Source organism: Streptomyces angustmyceticus, from assembly GCF_019933235.1.
GTDB classification, from domain to species: Bacteria; Actinomycetota; Actinomycetes; order Streptomycetales; family Streptomycetaceae; genus Streptomyces; species Streptomyces angustmyceticus.
Genome location: NZ_CP082945.1, coordinates 952,729 through 966,935, shown reverse-complemented (window position 1 = coordinate 966,935; position 14,207 = coordinate 952,729). Strand labels below are relative to the sequence as shown.

12 protein-coding genes are annotated in these 14,207 nt (G+C 71.8%); 4 read left to right on the top strand and 8 right to left on the bottom strand.

Annotated elements, in window-relative coordinates:
• The first annotated feature begins 453 nt into the window (after nt 1-453).
• Nucleotides 454-1,536: a sugar ABC transporter substrate-binding protein gene (locus K7396_RS04730; RefSeq protein WP_373866971.1), complete on the top strand. Its 1,083-nt coding sequence runs from the start codon at nt 454-456 to the stop codon at nt 1,534-1,536.
• A 10-nt stretch (nt 1,537-1,546) separates the two neighbouring features.
• Here K7396_RS04730 and K7396_RS04725 read toward each other — a convergent pair whose 3' ends face one another.
• Nucleotides 1,547-2,269 carry an HAD family hydrolase gene (locus K7396_RS04725; protein ID WP_086720208.1) on the bottom strand — a complete coding sequence of 241 codons (723 nt, stop codon included), beginning with the start codon at nt 2,267-2,269 and terminating at the stop codon, nt 1,547-1,549.
• 26 nt (nt 2,270-2,295) lie between these two features.
• Nucleotides 2,296-2,772 (bottom strand): Lrp/AsnC family transcriptional regulator, encoded by a 477-nt coding sequence (locus K7396_RS04720; protein WP_086720200.1) that lies wholly within the window; start codon nt 2,770-2,772, stop codon nt 2,296-2,298.
• A gap of 265 nt (nt 2,773-3,037) precedes the next feature.
• Between K7396_RS04720 and K7396_RS04715 the strand changes: the two genes are divergently transcribed.
• Complete coding sequence (locus tag K7396_RS04715; RefSeq protein WP_223659646.1) at nt 3,038-3,487, top strand: nuclear transport factor 2 family protein; 450 nt, start codon at nt 3,038-3,040, stop codon at nt 3,485-3,487.
• 144 nt (nt 3,488-3,631) lie between these two features.
• On the opposite strand, the gene K7396_RS04710 is transcribed toward K7396_RS04715, so the two are convergent.
• Genes K7396_RS04710 through K7396_RS04700 form a run of 3 tightly spaced genes read right to left on the bottom strand, consistent with a single transcriptional unit; the run spans nt 3,632 to nt 5,930 of the window.
• Nucleotides 3,632-4,573, bottom strand: a complete 942-nt coding sequence (locus K7396_RS04710; RefSeq protein ID WP_223659643.1) for an MBL fold metallo-hydrolase — start codon at nt 4,571-4,573, stop codon at nt 3,632-3,634.
• Nucleotides 4,570-5,103 carry a flavin reductase family protein gene (locus tag K7396_RS04705; RefSeq protein WP_086720203.1) on the bottom strand — a complete coding sequence of 178 codons (534 nt, stop codon included), beginning with the start codon at nt 5,101-5,103 and terminating at the stop codon, nt 4,570-4,572. Before K7396_RS04705 ends, K7396_RS04710 begins: the two co-directional genes overlap by 4 nt.
• A 41-nt stretch (nt 5,104-5,144) precedes the next feature.
• Nucleotides 5,145-5,930: an SDR family NAD(P)-dependent oxidoreductase gene (locus tag K7396_RS04700; protein WP_086720204.1), complete on the bottom strand. Its 786-nt coding sequence runs from the start codon at nt 5,928-5,930 to the stop codon at nt 5,145-5,147.
• A gap of 180 nt (nt 5,931-6,110) precedes the next feature.
• Here K7396_RS04700 and K7396_RS04695 point away from each other — a divergent pair, with 180 nt between their 5' ends.
• Together K7396_RS04695 and K7396_RS04690 are read left to right on the top strand one after the other, a co-directional pair.
• Complete coding sequence (locus K7396_RS04695; RefSeq protein WP_158101179.1) at nt 6,111-6,602, top strand: SRPBCC family protein; 492 nt, start codon at nt 6,111-6,113, stop codon at nt 6,600-6,602.
• A 352-nt stretch (nt 6,603-6,954) separates the two neighbouring features.
• Nucleotides 6,955-8,085, top strand: coding sequence for an acyl-CoA dehydrogenase family protein (locus tag K7396_RS04690; protein ID WP_152105089.1), 1,131 nt, complete (start codon nt 6,955-6,957; stop codon nt 8,083-8,085).
• A gap of 123 nt (nt 8,086-8,208) precedes the next feature.
• Here K7396_RS04690 and rfbB read toward each other — a convergent pair whose 3' ends face one another.
• The 3 genes from rfbB to metK all read right to left on the bottom strand — a co-directional run bounded on the left by rfbB (nt 8,209) and on the right by metK (nt 14,200).
• Nucleotides 8,209-9,183: a dTDP-glucose 4,6-dehydratase gene (gene rfbB / locus K7396_RS04685; RefSeq protein ID WP_086720546.1), complete on the bottom strand. Its 975-nt coding sequence runs from the start codon at nt 9,181-9,183 to the stop codon at nt 8,209-8,211.
• Between the two features lie 199 nt (nt 9,184-9,382).
• The gene (gene metH / locus K7396_RS04680) at nt 9,383-12,880 is read right to left on the bottom strand and encodes a methionine synthase (protein WP_152105088.1); all 3,498 of its coding nucleotides are present in this window, start codon (nt 12,878-12,880) and stop codon (nt 9,383-9,385) included.
• A 96-nt stretch (nt 12,881-12,976) separates the two neighbouring features.
• Entirely contained in the window at nt 12,977-14,200 is a 1,224-nt protein-coding gene (metK, locus tag K7396_RS04675) for a methionine adenosyltransferase (RefSeq protein WP_086719966.1), read from the bottom strand.
• Between the last annotated feature and the right edge of the window lie 7 nt (nt 14,201-14,207).

Genomic DNA, 14,207 nt, shown 5'->3' with positions numbered 1-14,207 from the left:
GTACAGATGTCGCTGCCGTGTGCAAATTGGTCTCGACCACTCGCCGCCCGGATCGAGAGTGTCCCGGAAAGGCTGTGGGCGGCAGCTATTTCTCCCTTCCGGTGGTCCGGCAGGGGCGGCGGAGTGATTCCTCGGCGCCGGCCGGTGGGCCCGGGGTCGGTAGGGCCGCACAACTCCCCTCCTGGCCTGCCCGGTTGACGTTTTGGCTGGTGGCGGGGTGCCCCGCGGCCGCCCGCCCGGAGGGTGGAAGGGGTGGGAGCGATACGGCGTGTTCCGGAATGAATTGACCGTTTCGATCCCGTCCGGAACTCCCGTCGAGTGACCGGGTTCGGGAAGTCGAATCGCAGCACGCTTCCCCGTCGCTGTTGCTTCGATTCTTGACGGTACGGCCGCGGATAGCGTTCAATTCAGCCGTTCTGGGCCGGTCAGGAGGCCCCTTTGGAGGTACCGGGAATGAATGCAATAATGCGGCGTGCCCTCACCGGCGCAATGGCGATTTCGCTTGCGGCGCCCTTGGCGGCGTGTGGCGGCCAGCAGCAGGACACCGGTGCCGGCAAGGACTCCATCGGGCTGCTCCTCCCGGAGAGCAAGGCGGCCCGCTACGAGAAGTTCGACCGCCGCATCATTTCCTCGCGCATTGCTTCCCTCTGCCTCCAGTGCAAAGTCGACTACCACAATGCCGAGCAGCAGGCCGACACCCAGAAGACACAGTTCGAGGCGCTGGTGAAGAAGGGCGTCAAGGTCATCATCCTGGACCCGGTCGACGCCCAGGCGGCCAAGAGCTGGGTGGACGCCGCCGCCAAAAAGGGCGTCAAGGTCATCGCCTACGACCGGCTCGCCGAGGGCGATGTCGCGGCATACGTCTCGTACGACAACGAGAGAATCGGCCGCCTCCAGGGCAAGGGGATTCTCGCGGCTCTCGGTTCCCAGGCGGCCGCGTCCGACGTCGTCATGATGAACGGCTCGCCGACCGACCCGAATGCCCCGTCCTACAAGAAGGGCGCGCACGACGTCCTCGACGGCAAGGTCCGTAAGATCGTCTACGAGAAGGACATCCCCGGCTGGTCGGCGGCGACGGCCAAGAAGGAGATGGGCGACTTCATCGACGCGCACGGCCCGGAGGGATTCGACGCGGTCTACTCGGCCAACGACGGCATGGCGGGCGGTATCGCCGAGGCGCTGAAGTCGGCCGGTATCAAGAATGTGCCGGTCGGCGGGCAGGACGCCGAACTCCCGGCGCTGCAGCGACTGGTGGCCGGCACCCAGTCCTTCACCATTTACAAGGAAGTCAGGCCGGAGGCCGAAACCGCCGCGGAAATCGCCTTCCGCCTGCTGCGGGGCAAGAGCATCAAGTCCTTCACCTCGGACACCGCCGACAACAAGACGAAGTCCGGTATCCCGGCCAAGCTGTTCAAGGCGCAGCTCGTCACCCGCAAGAACATGAAGGACACCGTCGTCCGCGACGGCGCGGTCCGGGTCGACCTGCTCTGCGACGGTGCTCTCGCCGCCGCCTGCAAGTCCCTCGACCTGGCGTGACCTTCCCCGGTCAGGGGGAGGAGCGGACCGGCCGCCCCAGCCACGCGCAGGCGGCCTGCGCCGTGAATTCCCCCTGACCGCCCCGGAACAGCAGCCCGGCGCTCGCGAACGCCGGGTCGTCGGCGGTGGCGGCCACATAGGGCACGGCGATGCACCGCATGCCCGCCCGGTGTGCCGCGAGCGCACCGGGCGCCGCGTCCTCCAGCACCACACAGCGCCCGGGTTCGACGCCCAGCCGGCGTGCCGCCTCCAGGAACACGTCCGGCTCGGGCTTGCCGTGCGCCACCTCCTCCGCGGACACCACGGTGGTCAGCAGCGCATCGAGCCCGGTGCCGGCCAGCACCGCCTCGATCGCCGCCCGGGACGAACCCGACGCCACGGCCATCGGATGCCCGGCCGCCGCCAGCCGCTCCACGAAGGCCCGCATCTCGGGGAAGACCTCGGTGTGCGCCCGCGCCAGCTCCAGGTAGGCGCGGTTCTTGCCGGCCAGCAGCTCGTCGAGCGGCGCGTCGATGCCGAACTCCCGGCTGAGGATCTCCAGGGTCTCGCGGGTGCCGATGCCGATGAAGCGGGCGTGCTGCTCCCAGCTGAAGTCCGGCACGCCGTACCCGGCCAGCAGCCGGCGCCCGGCCTCGTAGTAGTTCGGCTCGCTGTCCACCAGCGTGCCGTCGAGATCGAAGATCACCGGAGCGGGCGCGGCGGGTGTGACCGGGTGGGCGGCGGGGGTGTGCATACCCACCAGCATGCCAAGCGGCCGGCTCAGCGCGACCCGGCGGTGCCCACCTCCTCGACCAGCGGCAGCATCCGATGCGGCACCCGCTCGCGCAACGCCACCTCCGTACGGGTGCGGACCACGCCCGGCAGGCTGATCAGCCGCTGGATCACATCCTCCAGATGCTCCGCGTCCCGTGCCACCACCCGGGTCAGCAGGTCCCCGCCACCGGTCGTCGAGAACGCCTCGATGATCTGCGGGACCTCGGCCAGCGCGTCGGCCACCTCCTCCAGATGGCCCTGGGTGACCTCGATGTGGACGAAGGCGAGCACGGGATGGCCGAGTGCGGCGGGCGACAGCCGGGGGCTGTAGGCGGTGATCACACCGTCCCGTTCCAGGCGGTCGAGGCGCGCCTGCACGGTTCCCCGGGCGACGCCGAGGAGGCGGGCGTACTCCCGCACGCTGGTGCGCGGCTGCTCCAGCAGCAGCCGGAGGATCTTGGCGTCGAGAGCGTCCACGGCCATGGGGCAACGGCCTCCTCAGGGGGAGCGGCGGGCTTCCGGGGGAGTGGCGACTGTACCAATGGCTCGGTGGAAGCGGGTTCGGGTGGGCCATCGGCTCGACCGGGGTCGGTGCTCTGCCGTCGCTCTCGTCCGTCGCCGCAGGTCTCCGCTCGTCGCGGCCGCCGGGCTCCAGCGGCGCTGGAGAGGCGCTGCAGTCCCGGGCACGAGAGTGGGCCGTGGCCCGGCCGCCGTCCGTGGCGGCCGGCGGTCAGCGGAGGGAGCAGCCGTGTCGCAGGCGGTACGGACGACGGAACGTCAGGTCACCGGGGACCTCTACGCCGAGGTGCGGACCTTCTACGCGCGCCAGATGCGCCGCGTGGACGCCCTGGACATCGAGGGCTTCGCCGAGACGTTCACCGAGGACGGTGAAGTGCTCCACGCCAACGGCGAGTTGGCGAAGGGGCGGCAGGCCATGGTCGCCGGGATGCGCGCGGCGCTGCCCCGCTACCGCGACATCGCCGTACGGCACTGGTTCGACCACCTGCTGATCGAGCCCGCGGGCCCGCGGGACGAGGAGCTGCGGGTGTCGTACTACTCCCTGGTCACCCGGACCGACCGGGCGGGCGTGGTGACCTTCGAACCGACCTTCACCGTCGAGGACGTGCTGGTGCGGCGGGACGGGCGGCTGCTGACGCGGTCGCGGGTGATCCACCGCGACGGGCCGGCCGCCGTCTGAGGGCACGCCGCCCGGTACCGCGGGGCCGCGGCGCGGGGCGGCACGGCGCCCGGCCCGGTGAGGCACAGGCCAGGAGGGCGGTGGGAGATCTCCCACCGCCCACGCGCGTGCCGGGCGCCCGTCGCGCTCGTGGGGGAGCGGCCGTCAGGCGTGGCAGTCCGGGAGGCGCCCGAGGTGGGCGACCATCTCCCGGAAGGAGGCCGCGACGTCGAGGCGCGCGCCGGGCGGCAGACCGCTCGCCTCGGCGTGCGCGCGGTGCAGGTTGCCGACCAGACGCTCGGGGTCCACCAGGCCCGCGAAGCGGCCCAGTTCGGTGGCGCGGGCGGTCTCCAGCGGGGTGCGGCCGGCGCGCAGGCCGTCCCGCGCCAGCCCGGCCACCCAGCGCAGGTAGTCCTCCGTGGCGTCCAGCGCCTCGGGGCCGGCGACCGGGCCGTGGCCGGGGACGACGATCCGCGGCTCCAGGGCGCGCAGCCGCTCCAGGGCACGCAGGGAGCCGGACACGGAGCCCATCAGGACGTACGGCGTCACCTGCGACCACACCACGTCGCCGGTGAACAGCACCCGGCGTTCGGGCACCCAGACGACCACGTCGGCGGCGGTGTGGGCCGGGCCGACGGAGAGCAGTTCGACACGCAGTTCGCCGGCGCGCAGCGTCAGCCGCTCGGTGAACGTCAGGTCCGGCAGGGCGAGGGTGATCTCGCCCCAGTCGACGTCCGGCCACAGGCCGCACAGGCCGAGCCCCGACTCGGCCATGTCGCTGCGGGTCCCCTCATGGGCGATGACCGTGGCGCGCGGGGTGAACAGGGAGTTGCCGAAGACATGATCACCGTGGAAGTGGGTGTTGACCACGGTGTCCGGTCCGCCGGGCGCCACCCGCGCCACCTCGTCGCGCAGCCGCTCGGCCCTGGGACGGGTCGCGACCGTGTCGACGAGGATGCACCGGCCGCCTCCTGTGATCACTCCGGCGTTGTTCAGACACCAGCCGCCGTCGGGCTGTTCGTAGACGAGGACGCCGTCCGCCACCTCCCGCAGGGCGGGCGCGCCGGTGGCCGGCAGCGGGGGACGGGCCGCCGCGGGGGCGCTCACGGGGTCTCCCCGGTGCCGGCCAGCCGGGTGTAGCCGCCCTGGTGGAAGACGAGCGGGCGGGCCCCGTCGGGCGCGCGGTGCACGGCCACCACCCGGCCGATCAGCAGGACGTGGTCGCCGGCCTCGACCTCGGTGTCCAGCCGGCATTCGAAGGCGGCCACGGCGGACGGCACGACGGCGTGACCGGTGGTGCCCTCGACCGCGCCGATCCGGGTCATCGCCCGCCGCCCCTCCGGACGGTCGGGCCGGGCGAACTCCGAGGACAGCTCGCGGTGCTGCTCGCCGAGCACGTTGACGGCGTAGCCGCCGCCGCGCCGGATCCTCGGCCGCATCCGGCCGTCCTTCTTCACGGACACCAGGATCAGCAGCGGGTCGAGCGACACCGAGGCGAGGCTGTTGAGCGTCATCACGATCGTGCCGTCACCGCTGCCCTGGGTCAGCAGGGTGACGCCGGTGGGGAAGGCTCCCATGGCCGCGCGGAACGCGGCGGTGTCGGGAGGGGCCAGCAGGGTGGTGCCGGGGTCGGTCATCGGTGGGGCTCCGTCTCTGTGGTCCGCGGCGGGGTGCCGGATCAGTAATTGCCGAGTCCGCCGCAGACGTTGAGCGCCTGCGCGGTGACCGAGGCGGCGGCGTCGGTGGTCAGGTAGCCCACCAGGCCGGCCACTTCCTCGGGGGTGACATAGCGGCCGGTGGGGATCTTGGCCTCGAACCTGTCCTGGACGTCCCGTTCCGAGATGCCGAAGTACTCGGCGTGGCCCTGGCGCACGCGCTGCGCCATCGGCGTCTCGACGAAGCCCGGGCAGACCGCGTTCACGGTGATCCCGGTCTTGGCCAGCTCCAGGCCCACGGCCTTGCTGAAGCCGACGACACCGTGCTTCGAGGCGGAGTACGGCGCCGCCAGCACCACGCCCTGTTTGCCGCCCGTGGACGCGATGTTGATGATCCGGCCCCAGGTCCCGTCCAGCATCCGCCCGGTGGTCAGCACCTCGCGGGTGACCCGGAACACGCCGGTGAGATTGGTGTCGATGACATCGAGCCAGGTCGCGTCGTCGATCTTCGCGGTCTCGCCGCCGCCGTTGCGGCCCGCGTTGTTCACGAGGATGTCGACGCGCCCGTAGGTGTCGACGGCCTCCCGGACCGCCGCGCCGATCTGCTCCCCGGAGGAGACGTCACAGGTGGTCCCGGAGACCTCCAGGCCCTCGGCGCGCAGCCGTTTGACGGTGCCGCGCACGTTCTCCTCGCCGCGGGACACGGCGAACACGGCCGTGCCCCCGCGGGCCAGCAGTTCGGTGACCGCCAGGCCGATCCCGCTGGTGGCGCCGGTGACGAAGGCGATTCGTCGTGGTGCGTCAGTCATGGTGCTCTCCCGTTGTCGTGGCCGCGGACCGACGACGGTGGCGGCGCGGCCTTGCGCGCGTCTCGACCGCCCCTGGAGCGCGACGGGCGCCCGGCGGGTCGAGCGGGGCTCGACGCGGTGTCGAGGCGGGCGGTCCAGCGTGCCGGTGCGCCCCGCAACGAAGGACACGAAGGAGGAGCCGTGCCCGAGCAGACACAGGCACCGACACCGCCGCAGACGATCCCGGACGTACGCAAGTCGGTGACGGTCGCGGCCACACCCGAGCACTGCTTCGCGGTGTTCACCGAGCGCCCCGCCGACTGGTGGCCGCCCTCGCACATCCTCGTCAAGAAGGAGCGCGCCGGCCTCGCCTTCGAACCCGGCGTCGGCGGCCGCTACTACGAGTGGGACGTGGACGGCAACGAGATCGCCTGGGGCCGCGTCCTGGAGTGGGACCCGCCGCGCCGCCTCGTGATGACCTGGCGCATCGACGGGCACTGGCAGTCCCTCCCGGACGACGAGCGGGCGAGCGAGATCGAGGTCGACTTCACGGCCGTCGACCCCCACACCACCAAGGTCGAGCTGGCGCACGTCAAGCTGCACCGGCACGGTGAGGGCGCGCACGGCATCTTCAAGGCCCTCGACGGGCCGAGCCCGGGGGAGACGCTGGAGCGCTTCGCCCGCGCCGTCTGACAGCCACCGGCCGGCACCGGACTCGGCGGCCGGCCCGCTCGCCCGGCGGACCGTTCTCCCGTCCGTCCAACGGCTCCCGCGGCGGTGCCCCGCCGCCGTGAGGCGCGCGGTGCGTCCACCACCCCCAGGGCACACCGCGCCACCGCGCAGGGGCGCCGCCACCCCCGTACGCCCCTGCCCTCCGAGGCCCCGGACCCCGATGGCGCGGTCCGGGGCCTCGCCGGTTCCACGGCTCCCGGGCCGCCCCGGGACCCCGCCCCGGTTCCAGAGCCGGTGCACCCGGCTTCCAGCCGGACCCCGCACCCTTGACCCGTCACCACCACAACGCCCGCCCGCACAGGAGGACATGAGGATGCCTGCCGAAACACAGCTGGACACCGGGCTCGTCCCGGCCGCGGAGAAGGTGCGCATCCTCGCGGCCGAGCACGCGGCCGAGGCGGACCGCACCGGAGCGCTCTCCCCCGACGTCGTCGACGCCCTGCGCACCGCCGGCTTCGCCCGGCACTTCGTCGCCCGCTCCTGGGGCGGCACCGAGGGCACCTTCGCCGAGCTGACCCGCGCGGTCCTCACGCTCGGCGAGGTCTGCGCGGCGACCGCCTGGTGCGCCTCGCTCAGCGCCTACTCGGCCCGCTTCACCGGCCATCTGCCCGCCCGCGGCCATCAGGAGGTCTGGGGCACGGGGCCGGACCCGGTGATCGCCACCGCCCTGATGCCGGGCGGCCGTGCGGTGCCCGACGGCGACGGCTGGCGGCTCACCGGCCGCTGGGCGTACGTCAGCGGCATCGACTTCGCCGACCGGGTGCTGGTGTGCGCCACGGTGCCCGGCGGCCCGGACGGCGGCGACGGGCCGCCCCCGACGCGGTTCTTCGCCCTGCCGCGCGCGGCCTGCACCGTCGAACGGACCTGGGACAACGTGGGGATGCGCGCCACCGGCAGCCACACGGTGTCGGTGGACGGCCTCGCCGTCCCCGGTCACCTCTCCTTCGACCGGGCCGACATGCTGGCCGGCCGCAGCGCCGACTCCGACGTGCCCGCCCACCACGTGCCGTTCCAGGCCGTCGGCGGACTGACCTTCATCGCGCCCGTCGTGGGGGCCGCCGCCGGCGCGCTGACGGCGAGCGCGGCGACCATGAGCGGGCGGCGCCGCAACCCGACGAACGAACTGCTGCTGGTGCGCGCCTCGGGCCGGATCGACGCCGCCCGCCACCTCGTCGAGGAGAACGCCGAGGTGCTCGACGAACGCCGCTTCACCCCCGCGCACATGGCCCGCAACGAGCGCAACGCCACCTTCGCCGCCGAGCTGTGCACCGACGCGGTCGGCCTGCTGGTCCGTGCGGCGGGCACCGGCGGCCTGGGGGAGTCCGCACCCCTCCAGCGGCTGTGGCGGGACGTCACCTCGGCCGCCGGCCACATCGCCCTCCAGTACGACACGGCGGCCCGCAAGAACTACGCGGCGGTCCTGATCGGGGCGGCCGGCGTCTGAACGGACCGGCCCGGCAGAGGAGACAGGGGAGAGGGGTGGCGCGGCCCGCGAGCCGCACCACCCCTCTCCCCTGCCGGGCGGCTGTGTGCGGCCTCCCTCAGGCGGCCGCACACCAGGGCCCGGTCACCCCGTCCCGCTCTTCAGCGGCTTCCACCAGGCCGGGTTGTCCCGGTACCACGCCACCGTCTCGCTCAGGCCCCGCGCGAACGACACCGCGGGCGCGTACCCCAGCTCGCGGCGGATCTTGCCGTCGTCCAGCGCATAGCGCAGATCGTGGCCCTTGCGGTCCGGCACCGGGCGCACCAGGTGCGGCTGCGCGTGGCACAGCTCCAGCAGCAGGTCGGTCATCTGCCGGTTGGAGCGCTCGTTGCCCTGGCCGATGTTGTAGACCTCGCCGGGCCGCCCCCGGGTCAGCACCAGCTGGATGGCCCGGCAGTGGTCGTCGACGTGCAGCCACTCCCGTACGTTCCTGCCGTCCCCGTACAGCGGCACCGGCTCCCCCTGCAGCAGATTCGTCACGAACCGGGGGATCAGCTTCTCCGGGTGCTGGTAGGGGCCGTAGTTGTTGGAGCACCGGGTGATCGACAGATCCAGGCCGTGGGTGCGCCAGTAGGAGCGGGCGACGAGGTCGGCGGACGCCTTGGACGCGGCGTAGGGGGAGTTGGGCAGCAGCGGGTGGTCCTCGGTCCAGGCGCCCTCGGCGATCGACCCGTAGACCTCGTCGGTGGAGATGTGCACGACCCGCGGTGTGCGGACGGCGACACAGGCGTCCAGCAGTGTCTGGGTGCCGCCGACATTGGTGCGCACGAACGCCCCGGCGTCGGTCAGGGAACGGTCGACATGGGACTCCGCGGCGAAGTGGACCACCGCGTCATGCCCCGGGAGCAGACCGAGGAGCAGGTCCCGGTCGCAGACGTCCCCCTCGACGAAGGACAGCCGCGGGTGGCTCGCAGGAAGGTTCGCCCGGTTGCCGGCGTAGGTGAGCTTGTCCAGGACGGTCACCGCGGTGTCCTCCTGGCCGGGGAAGCCGCCGGCCAGGAGGGTACGGACGTAGTGGGAGCCGATGAACCCGGCTCCGCCGGTCACCAGGACTTTCATCGGCCGGCCTCCGCCGGGACCAGGGGCTGCATGGGTCGTCCTCTCCTAGGGTCGGACCGGCTGCCGCCGCACGACGTCGGCGGCGGACGGGCCGAGGTTCTGGGGATCTCCGGTGTCGCCGTGGAGCGGTTCAGGGCTCAGGATGATGTGGTGCGGACCCGGTGCCGCACTCCCCTCGCCGGCGTCTCGCCCCGGGTGTTCATCCCCGGCCTCCGGCGTTGAAGTAGCCGGCCTCGGGGTGGTGGACGACGAGGGCGTCGGTGGACTGCTCGGGGTGGAGCTGGAACTCCTCGGAGAGCTGGACGCCGATCCGCTCCGGCTCCAGCAGGACCGCGATCTTGGCACGGTCCTCCAGGTCCGGACAGGCCGGGTAGCCGAAGGAGTAGCGGCAGCCCTGGTACTCGGTGCGCAGCATGCCGTCCAGGGTCGTCGGGTCGCCGGAGCCGATGGCGAGTTCGGCGCGGACGCGGGCGTGCCAGTACTCGGCGAGTGCTTCGGCCAGCTGGACGGACAGGCCGTGCAGTTCGAGGTAGTCGCGGTAGGAGTTGGCGGCGAAGAGTTTGGCGGTCTCCTCGCCGATGCGGGAGCCGACGGTGACGACCTGGAGGCCGACGACGTCCTTCTCGCCGGTCTCCTCGGGGCGGAAGTAGTCGGCCAGGCACAGGCGGCGGCCGCGGCGCTGGCGGGGGAAGGTGAAGCGGGTGCGCTCGGTGCCGTCCTCGTGCAGGAGGATCAGGTCGTCGCCCTTGGAGACGCAGGGGAAGTAGCCGTGGACGACGGCGGCTTCGAGCAGGTTCTCGGTCTGCAGCTTGTCGAGCCAGCCGCGCAGCCGGGGGCGGCCCTCGGTCTCCACCAACTCCTCGTAGGTGGGGCCGTCGCCGGTGCGGGCCTGCTTGAGACCCCACTGCCCCTTGAACAGGGCGTCCTCGTCCAGCCAGGCGGCGTACTCCTTCAGCGGGAGTCCCTTGACGACGCGTGTGCCCCAGAACGGCGGGGTCGGGACGGGGGTGTCGAGGGCGACGTCCGAACGGGACGGGGGCTCCTCCGGCCGCTCGTCGAGAGGGACGGTGGCGGTCCTGACCCGGCGTTGCTTGAGTTCGGGGAGGGTGGCGCCGGGCACGCCGCGCTTGACGGCGATCAGGGCGTCCATCAGGCGCAGGCCCTCGAAGGCGTCGCGGGCGTAGCGGACCTCGCCCTCGTAGATCTCGTGCAGGTCCTGTTCGACGTAGGCGCGGGTGAGGGCGGCGCCGCCGAGGATGACGGGGAAGTCGGCCGCCATCTTGCGCTGGTTGAGCTCCTCCAGGTTCTCCTTCATGATCACCGTGGACTTCACCAGCAGCCCGGACATGCCGATCACATCGGCCCGGTGCTCCTCGGCGGCCTCCAGGATCGCCGAGACCGGCTGCTTGATGCCGAGGTTGACGACGTTGTAGCCGTTGTTGGACAGGATGATGTCGACGAGGTTCTTGCCGATGTCATGGACGTCGCCGCGGACGGTGGCCAGCACGATGGTGCCCTTGGCGGCGTCCGAACCGTCCTCCGACTTCTCCATGTGCGGCTCCAGATAGGCCACCGCGCTCTTCATCACCTCGGCCGACTGCAGCACGAACGGCAACTGCATCTGCCCCGAGCCGAACAGCTCACCGACGACCTTCATCCCCTCCAGAAGGGTCTGGTTGACGATGTCCAGCGCGGGACGCTCCCGCAGCGCCTCGTCGAGATCGGCCTCCAGACCGTTCTTCTCACCGTCGATGATCCGCCGCTGCAGACGCTCGTCCAGCGGCAGGGCGAGCAGTTCTTCCGCACGGCCCGCCTTCATGGACTGGGCGGTGGCGCCCTCGAAGAGTGCGAGAAGTTTCTGCAGCGGGTCGTAGCCGGCACGGCGGCGGTCGTAGATCAGGTCGAGGGCGGTGGTGACCTGTTCCTCCTCCAGCCGCGCGATCGGCAGGATCTTGCTCGCGTGCACGATCGCGGAGTCCAGCCCCGCCTTGACGCACTCGTCCAGGAAGACGGAGTTGAGGACGATCCGCGCGGCCGGGTTCAGGCCGAAGGAGATGTTCGACAGGCCCAGGGTCGTTTGCACGTCCGGATGGAGGCGTTTCAACTCCCTGATGGCTTCGATGGTGTTGACGCCGTCCTTGCGGGACTCCTCCTGACCCGTGCAGATCGTGAACGTCAGGCAGTCGATGAGGATGTCCGGTTCGCGGATGCCCCGCCGCGTCGTCAGGTCCTCGATGAGACGCTCGGCGATGGCGACCTTGGTTTCGACGGTGCGGGCCTGCCCTTGTTCGTCGATGGTCAGCGCCATGAGTGCGGCGCCGTGTTCGCGGGCGAGTGCCGTGACCTTCGCGAACCGTGACTCCGGCCCGTCCCCGTCCTCGTAGTTGACGGAGTTGATCACCGCACGGCCACCGAGCTTCTCCAGGCCGGCCTGGATCACGTCCAGCTCCGTGGAGTCCAGCACGACCGGCAGGGTGGAGGCGGTGGCGAACCGGCCCGCCAGCTCCTCCATGTCCGCCACGCCGTCCCGGCCGACGTAGTCGACGCACAGGTCCAGCATGTGCGCGCCCTCGCGGATCTGGTCGCGGGCCATCTCCACACAGTCGTCCCAGCGCCCCTCCAGCATCGCCTCCCGGAACTTCTTCGACCCGTTCGCGTTCGTCCGCTCCCCGATCGCCAGATACGAGGTGTCCTGGCGGAAGGGGACCGTCTGGTAGAGGGAGGCGGCACCCGGCTCCGGGCGCGGCGCACGCGCCGGCGGGGCGATGCCGCGCACCCGCTCGACGACCTGCCGCAGATGCTCCGGCGTCGTCCCGCAACAACCGCCGACCAGCGACAGCCCGTACTCGCCGACGAACGTCTCCTGCGCGTCGGCCAGCTCCGCCGCCGTCAGCGGATAGTGCGCGCCGTCCTTGCCCAGCACCGGCAGCCCCGCGTTGGGCATACAGGCGATCGGGACGCGGGAGTGGCGGGCCAGGTAGCGCAGGTGCTCGCTCATCTCCGCCGGGCCGGTGGCGCAGTTCAGGCCGATCATGTCGATGCCCAGCGGCTCCAGCGCCGTCAGCGCCGCACCGATCTCCGACCCGAGCAGCATCGTGCCCGTCGTCTCGACCGTCACCGAACAGATCACCGGCAGGTCACTGCCGGTCGCCTTCAGGGCGCGGCGGGCGCCGAGGATGGCGGCCTTGGTCTGCAGCAGGTCCTGCGTGGTCTCCACCAGCAGCGCGTCCGCACCACCGGCGATCATCCCCTCCGCGTTCTGCTGGTACGCGTCGCGCAGCGTGGTGTACGGGGCGTGGCCCAGCGTCGGCAGCTTGGTGCCGGGGCCCATGGAGCCGAGGACGTAGCGCTGCTGACCGGTCGAGGCGGTGAACTCGTCCGCGACCTCACGCGCGATCCGCGCACCGGACTCCGACAGCTCGAAGACCCGCTCGGGAATGTCGTACTCCGCCAGCGCGGCGAAGTTCGCACCGAAGGTATTGGTCTCCACACAGTCCACACCGACCGCGAAGTACTCCTCATGCACCGACCGCACAATGTCCGGCCGCGTCAGATTGAGGATCTCGTTGCAGCCCTCCAACTGCTGGAAGTCCTCCATGGACGGATCCTGCGCCTGCAGCATGGTGCCCATCGCACCATCGGCGACCACCACCCGCGAGGCCCATGCCTCACGCAGCGAGGTCGCGCGGGCGCTCATGAGAGTGCTCCCGGCCAGGGGGCCGCCGGCCGGGCGGCGGTGGGTCCGCAGACCGTGGGGAGGGCGGCGGGGTAGCCGCCGATGGCGAGGCGCATCTCAGACTCCTGCGGCCTTGCGCAGGGCGTCCACCCGGTCGGTGCGCTCCCAGGTGAACTCCGGCAGCTCCCGGCCGAAGTGGCCGTACGCGGCGGTCTTGGCGTAGATGGGGCGGAGCAGGTCGAGGTCGCGGATGAGGGAGGCGGGACGCAGGTCGAAGACCTCGGTCACGGCCTTCTCGATCCGTTCGGTGGCCACCACGGCGGTACCGAAGGTCTCGATGAACAGGCCGACGGGCTGCGCCTTTCCGATGGCGTAGGCCACCTGGACCTCGCAGCGCCGGGCCAGCCCGGCCGCGACCACGTTCTTCGCCACCCAGCGCATCGCATAGGCGGCGGAGCGGTCGACCTTGGAGGGGTCCTTGCCGGAGAAGGCGCCGCCACCGTGCCGGGCCATGCCGCCGTACGTATCGATGATGATCTTGCGGCCGGTGAGGCCGGCGTCGCCCATCGGGCCGCCGACCTCGAAGCGGCCGGTCGGGTTGACCAGCAGCCGGTAGCCGTCGGTGTCGAGTTTGATGCCGTCGTCGGCCAGTTGCCCGAGGACGTGCTCGACGACGAACTCGCGGATGTCGGGGGCCAGCAGGGTGTCCAGGTCGATGTCGGAGGCGTGCTGGGACGAGACGACAACGGTGTCCAGGCGGGTCGGCTGGCTGCCCAGGTACTCGATGGTGACCTGCGTCTTGCCGTCCGGGCGCAGGTAAGGAACGGTGCCGTTCTTGCGGACCTCCGTCAGCCGCTGGGAGAGCCGGTGGGCCAGCTGTATCGGCAGCGGCATCAACTCGGGGGTGTCGTCGCAGGCGTAGCCGAACATCAGGCCCTGGTCGCCGGCGCCCTGGGCGTCGAGGTCATCGGTCTCCGCGCCGGAGCCGGCGGGGGCCGCGCGCTTCTCGTAGGCGGTGTCCACCCCCTGCGCGATGTCGGGCGACTGGGCGCCGAGGGAGACGGAGATGCCGCAGGAGGCGCCGTCGAAGCCCTTCTTGGACGAGTCGTAGCCGATGTCGAGGATCTTCTCGCGGACGAGGGCGGCGATCGGTGCGGCGGCGGTGGTGGTGACCTCACCGGCGAGATGCACCTGCCCGGTGGTGATCAGGGTCTCGACGGCGACCCGGGACGCGGGGTCGGCGGCCAGCAGGGCGTCGAGGACGGTGTCGCTGATCTGGTCGGCGATCTTGTCTGGGTGGCCCTCGGTCACGGACTCCGAGGTGAACAGGCGGCGGGACATGCGCACT

Coding starts and splice junctions, on each gene's coding strand:
- K7396_RS04690 (WP_152105089.1), top strand. CDS start 6,955: ATGCCTGCCGAAACACAGCTGGACACCGGGCTCGTCCCGGCCGCGGAG.
- K7396_RS04705 (WP_086720203.1), bottom strand. CDS start 5,103: ATGACCGACCCCGGCACCACCCTGCTGGCCCCTCCCGACACCGCCGCG.
- K7396_RS04725 (WP_086720208.1), bottom strand. CDS start 2,269: ATGCACACCCCCGCCGCCCACCCGGTCACACCCGCCGCGCCCGCTCCG.
- rfbB (WP_086720546.1), bottom strand. CDS start 9,183: ATGAAAGTCCTGGTGACCGGCGGAGCCGGGTTCATCGGCTCCCACTAC.
- K7396_RS04700 (WP_086720204.1), bottom strand. CDS start 5,930: ATGACTGACGCACCACGACGAATCGCCTTCGTCACCGGCGCCACCAGC.
- K7396_RS04720 (WP_086720200.1), bottom strand. CDS start 2,772: ATGGCCGTGGACGCTCTCGACGCCAAGATCCTCCGGCTGCTGCTGGAG.
- metH (WP_152105088.1), bottom strand. CDS start 12,880: ATGAGCGCCCGCGCGACCTCGCTGCGTGAGGCATGGGCCTCGCGGGTG.
- K7396_RS04730 (WP_373866971.1), top strand. CDS start 454: ATGAATGCAATAATGCGGCGTGCCCTCACCGGCGCAATGGCGATTTCG.
- metK (WP_086719966.1), bottom strand. CDS start 14,200: ATGTCCCGCCGCCTGTTCACCTCGGAGTCCGTGACCGAGGGCCACCCA.